The following is a 4,400-nucleotide window of genomic DNA, read 5'->3' as shown; positions in this document are numbered from 1 at the left end:
TTGTGGCGGGGTGCGGGCCGGAGTGCTCCTTGTCGCACCTGATGGATGATCAATAGCCTTGAGTCGTGAGCGATGACACGATTCACAGGAGCCCCATGTCCAACGCCCAGCACGTGCCCGACATCCTCTCGCCCGAGTTCGCCGCCGACCCCTATCCCGCCTACCGGGTGATGCGGGACTCCGCGCCCCTCATCTGGCACGAGGCGACGCGCAGTTACATCGTCTCGCGCTACGAGGACGTCGAGCGCGTCTTCAAGGACAAGGCCGGCGAGTTCACTACCGACAACTACGCATGGCAGATCGAACCCGTGCACGGCAAGACGATCCTCCAGCTCAGCGGGCGGGAGCACGCCGTACGCCGGGCTCTCGTCGCCCCCGCCTTCCGCGGCAGCGACCTGGAGCGGAAGTTCCTGCCCGTCATCGAGCGCAACTCCCGCGAGCTGATCGACGTCTTCCGGCACACAGGTTCCGCCGACCTGGTCACTGACTACGCCACCCGCTTCCCGGTCAACGTCATCGCCGACATGCTGGGCCTGGACAAGGCCGATCACGCGCGCTTCCACCGCTGGTACTCGGCCGTCATCGCCTTCCTCGGGAACCTCTCGGGCGACCCGGAGGTGACCGCGGCCGGCGAGCGGACCCGGGTGGAGTTCGCCGAGTACATGCTGCCGATCATCCGGGACCGTCGCGAGAACCTGGGCGACGACCTGCTGTCCGCGTTGTGCGCCGCCGAGGTCGACGGGGTGCGGATGAGCGACGAGGACGTCAAGGCGTTCTGCAGCCTGCTGCTCGCCGCGGGCGGCGAGACCACCGACAAGGCGATCGCGGGCATCTTCGCGAACCTGCTGCTCCACCCCGACCAGCTCGCCGCCGTCCGCGCGGACCGCTCGCTGATCCCGCGCGCCTTCGCGGAGACCCTGCGGTTCACCCCGCCCGTTCACATGATCATGCGGCAGTCCGCGACGGAGGTGACGCTCAGCGGCGGCACCGTGCCCGCGGGCGCCACCGTCACCTGTCTGATAGGTGCCGCCAACCGTGACGAGAGCCGCTACCGCGATCCCGACCGCTTCGACATCTTCCGCGAGGACCTCACCACCACGACCGCCTTCTCCGCCGCCGCCGACCACCTCGCCTTCGCACTCGGGCGGCACTTCTGCGTCGGCGCGCTGCTGGCCAAGGCCGAGGTGGAGACCGGTGTCGGCCAGCTCCTCGACGCCATGCCCGACGTGCGCCTCGCCGACGGATTCGTACCGGCCGAGCAGGGCGTGTTCACCCGCGGACCGCAGAGCCTCCCGGTGCGGTTCACCCCCGTGAAGGGCTGACTCGTACCGGTCTGCCCCGCTTGCCGGTCCGCGCCGGGACCCGGGCCTTCTCCACGGGCCCGGGTCCCGCGCTACCGCACCACCGGCGTGAACCGCACCGGGAGTGCCGACAGCCCCCGCATCCAGACCGACGGTCGCCAGGTCAGTTCTTCCGGGTCCACGGCCAGCACCAGGTCGGGCAACCGCTCCAGCAGCGTCTCGACCGCCGTCCGCGCCATCACGTCCGCCAGCAGCGGAGCAGGGTAGGGGCAGCGGTGCTCTCCGTTGCTGAACGACAGGTGGGCGGCGTTCTCCGCGCCCACGTGCCCCTCCGGCCAGATCTGCGGGTCGGTGTTGGCCGCGGCCAGTCCCAGCACCAGGCAGTCACCGGCCCGGATTCGCTGGCCGCCCAGCTGGACGTCCTTCACGGCCCACCGTCCGATGAAGTTCTGCGTCGGCGTGTCCAGCCACAGCACCTCGTTGAGCGCCTCGCCCACGCTGAGCCGGCCGCCCGACACGTTCACGGCGAACCGCTCGTCCGTCAGCAGCAGGCGCAGTGTGTTGCAGATCCAGTTCGCCGTCGGCTGCTGCGCCGCCGCGATCACGGAGATCAGGTCCTGGACGATCTCCTCGTCCGTCAGACCGGCCGGGTGCGTCAGCATGCGCGAGGTGACGTCCGGGCCGGGGGCGGCCCGCTTGTCCTTCACCAGCTGCCGCAGCCGCTCGCCCACGCGCCCGTACGCCGCCACCGGGTCGTCACCCTCCCCCGCGTCCAGGGAGATCCGCAGGTCGTCGACGAGCCGGAGGGTGTCCTCGCCCGAGGTCGGCATCCCGCACATCTGCACCACGGTGCGCATCGGCAGGGTGTGCGCGTAGTCGGCCATCAGCTCCGCGTGGCCGCTGCCGGCGAACCGGGCGATGAGTTCGTCGGCGATCAGCAGGCAGTCGTGGGAGAGCTCGAACTGGTCGATTCCCTCCAGCGCCTCGGTGATCACCCCGGCCCGTCGCCGGTGCTCCTCGCCCTCGGTGAACAGCACCGACGGCTGGTAGCCGACGAAGGGCAGCAGCGGCCAGTCCGGCGGGATGTTCTCCCACTGGTTCCAGCGCCGCGAGTCACGCGCGAACAGCTCGTCATGGCTGGTCACATAGGTGACCTCGGAGTAGCCCAGCACCAGCCAGGCCGGGATGTCCCCGTCGAGCATCACGGGCGCGACGGGGCCGTGATCCCTGCGCAGCGTGCGGTAGAGCTGCGCCGGCGTCTGCTGGTACTCGAGCCCCGTCAGGCGCACCGCGCGGGAGTGGGCGGGGCACCCCGGGGGTGCCGGGTGCGCGGAGGGGCGGCCGGGGTCCGTCACAGTGTCGCCTCCTCGGCGATGGCCATGTCGTGGAGGTGGTTCACGAGGGTGATGAGCACGTCCTTGCCGGACTGCCGGACCCGCGCGTCGCAGTCGACCATCGGCACGTGCCCGGGGAGGGCGAGCGCCTGGCGGATCTCGTCCAGGGAGTACCGGTCGGTGTCGCCGTCGAACCGGTTCACCGCCACCACGAACGGTGTGCGGTGGTGCTCCAGCCTGTCGATCGCGTACCAGGAGTCGTCCATCCGGCGCGTGTCCACGAGGACCACGGCGCCCAGTGTCCCCGAGAACAGCCTGTCCCACAGGAACCAGAAGCGCTCCTGGCCGGGCGCTCCGAACAGGTACAGCACCATGCGGGCGTTGAGGCTGATCCGCCCGAAGTCGAACGCGACCGTCGTGGTGGTCTTCGCCGTCACCGCGCTGGTCTCGTCGACGCCCACGCCGGCCTGGGTCATCACCTCCTCGGTGTTCAGCGGCCGGATCTCGCTCACGGAGCGGACCAGGGTCGTCTTGCCGACGCCGAATCCGCCGACGACGACGATCTTCAGGCCGGTCTCCGCGGTGTCGTTCAGCGGTGTGCGGCGGGAGGGCGGCTCAGAGGTTGCGGAGCCCATGGAGCACCTCTTGGAGTAGGGCGGAATCAGGCAGGGAGGCGACGGACGGCGCCGCGCGCGGATGACGGGCGGTGATGCGGCCCGTGTCCAGCAGGTCGCCGAGCAGGATCCGCACGACCATGACCGGCAGTCCGAGCTCTGCGGCGATCTCGACCACGGCGGTGGGGTGTCGGCACAGCTCCAGGATCCGGGCGTGCTCCGACTGCATCCCCGGCACCGGCCCGCTCTCGCTGACGATGAGGGTGACCAGGTCGAAGGACTCGTCCGCGCGGCTCCGTCCACCGGTGACGGTGTAGAGCCGGTCCGGATCACCCGTGTCGACGGGTTTGCGCATCACGACGTACCGCGCACATGGCCCCGCGGCTCGGCCCGCAGATGCTCGCCGATCTGCTCGACCAGCTCCGTCATCTGGTGGCCGACCACTCCGGGGTCGGCGTCCTCCCCGGCGACGACGGCGAGGTGCGCCCCCTCGCCGGCCTCCACGATGAACAGCAGGCCGCCGTGGAACTCGGTCATCGACTGCCGGACGCCGCCGGTGCCGTCGCCGAACTCCATGGAGGCACCCTGAGCCAGGGCCTGGATACCGGAGCAGATCGCCGACAACTGGTCGGCCCGGTCGAGCGTCAGGTGCTCGCTCCAGCAGAGTTTCAGACCGTCCCGGGACAGGACCAGGGCGTGACGTGCGCCGGGGGTCTGTTCCAGGAGGCCGTGCAGGAGCCAGCTGAGGCTGTTGTCGGTGGTCTGCATGATGGGTGATGGGACGGTGGTGTCCGGCTGACCGGTCACCGGCCCGTTCCTCCTATCTCACTAACTCGAGCGGGAAGGGGCGCCGTCGCCCCGGGCGCCGTAGGGGAAGGGATGGGGCTGACGCGTACGGGAAAGGGCAGGACTACGGAGCCGCGGGCGGCTCCGCCCCGGGCCGGTCAGCCGGTCCGGCGGTGCCGTTCCCGGACTGCCGTGCGCGGTGGAAGGCGCCGAACCGCGAGCCCGCGTCGCGGGCGGGGCGCCGCGTCGCCGCCGGGTCACCGGCGTGTCCGGACGCGGACTGGCGCTGCTCGCGGTCGCGTTCCGCCTCGGCCATGGTGCGGCCGGGGGCGCGGACCGGCAGACCGTTCGGCGTGGTGCCGTCG

General features: G+C 70.9%; 5 protein-coding genes and 1 pseudogene. 1 reads left to right on the top strand and 5 read right to left on the bottom strand.

The genetic code is table 11. The features are described from left to right. The first annotated feature begins 95 nt into the window (after positions 1-95). Positions 96-1,322: a cytochrome P450 gene (locus KUM32_RS30165; RefSeq protein WP_217145139.1), complete on the top strand. Its 1,227-nt coding sequence runs from the start codon at positions 96-98 to the stop codon at positions 1,320-1,322. Between the two features lie 71 nt (positions 1,323-1,393). Here KUM32_RS30165 and KUM32_RS30160 read toward each other — a convergent pair whose 3' ends face one another. The 5 genes and pseudogenes from KUM32_RS30160 to KUM32_RS44005 form a co-directional block, all read right to left on the bottom strand. Next, positions 1,394-2,656: a cytochrome P450 gene (locus KUM32_RS30160; RefSeq protein ID WP_217145138.1), complete on the bottom strand. Its 1,263-nt coding sequence runs from the start codon at positions 2,654-2,656 to the stop codon at positions 1,394-1,396. Beyond that, the gene (locus KUM32_RS30155) at positions 2,653-3,270 is read right to left on the bottom strand and encodes an ATP/GTP-binding protein (RefSeq protein ID WP_217145137.1); all 618 of its coding nucleotides are present in this window, start codon (positions 3,268-3,270) and stop codon (positions 2,653-2,655) included. The genes KUM32_RS30160 and KUM32_RS30155 overlap by 4 nt, the downstream gene beginning before the upstream one ends. Further along, the gene (locus KUM32_RS30150) at positions 3,251-3,607 is read right to left on the bottom strand and encodes a DUF742 domain-containing protein (protein WP_217145136.1); all 357 of its coding nucleotides are present in this window, start codon (positions 3,605-3,607) and stop codon (positions 3,251-3,253) included. The genes KUM32_RS30155 and KUM32_RS30150 overlap by 20 nt, the downstream gene beginning before the upstream one ends. Further along, positions 3,604-4,017, bottom strand: coding sequence for a roadblock/LC7 domain-containing protein (locus KUM32_RS30145; protein ID WP_217145135.1), 414 nt, complete (start codon positions 4,015-4,017; stop codon positions 3,604-3,606). The genes KUM32_RS30150 and KUM32_RS30145 overlap by 4 nt, the downstream gene beginning before the upstream one ends. Positions 4,018-4,159: 142 nt before the next feature. Continuing rightward, positions 4,160-4,400, bottom strand: a pseudogene (locus tag KUM32_RS44005) (ATP-binding protein); the annotation flags it as partial.

Source organism: Streptomyces sp. AC627_RSS907 (assembly GCF_019049165.1).
This window is presented reverse-complemented; position numbering and strand designations above follow the sequence as displayed.

What these genes read in the sequence shown, in the direction of transcription:
- KUM32_RS30165 (WP_217145139.1), top strand. Translation starts at nt 96, where the DNA reads ATGTCCAACGCCCAGCACGTGCCCGACATCCTCTCGCCCGAGTTCGCC.
- KUM32_RS30155 (WP_217145137.1), bottom strand. Translation starts at nt 3,270, where the DNA reads ATGGGCTCCGCAACCTCTGAGCCGCCCTCCCGCCGCACACCGCTGAAC.
- KUM32_RS30145 (WP_217145135.1), bottom strand. Translation starts at nt 4,017, where the DNA reads ATGCAGACCACCGACAACAGCCTCAGCTGGCTCCTGCACGGCCTCCTG.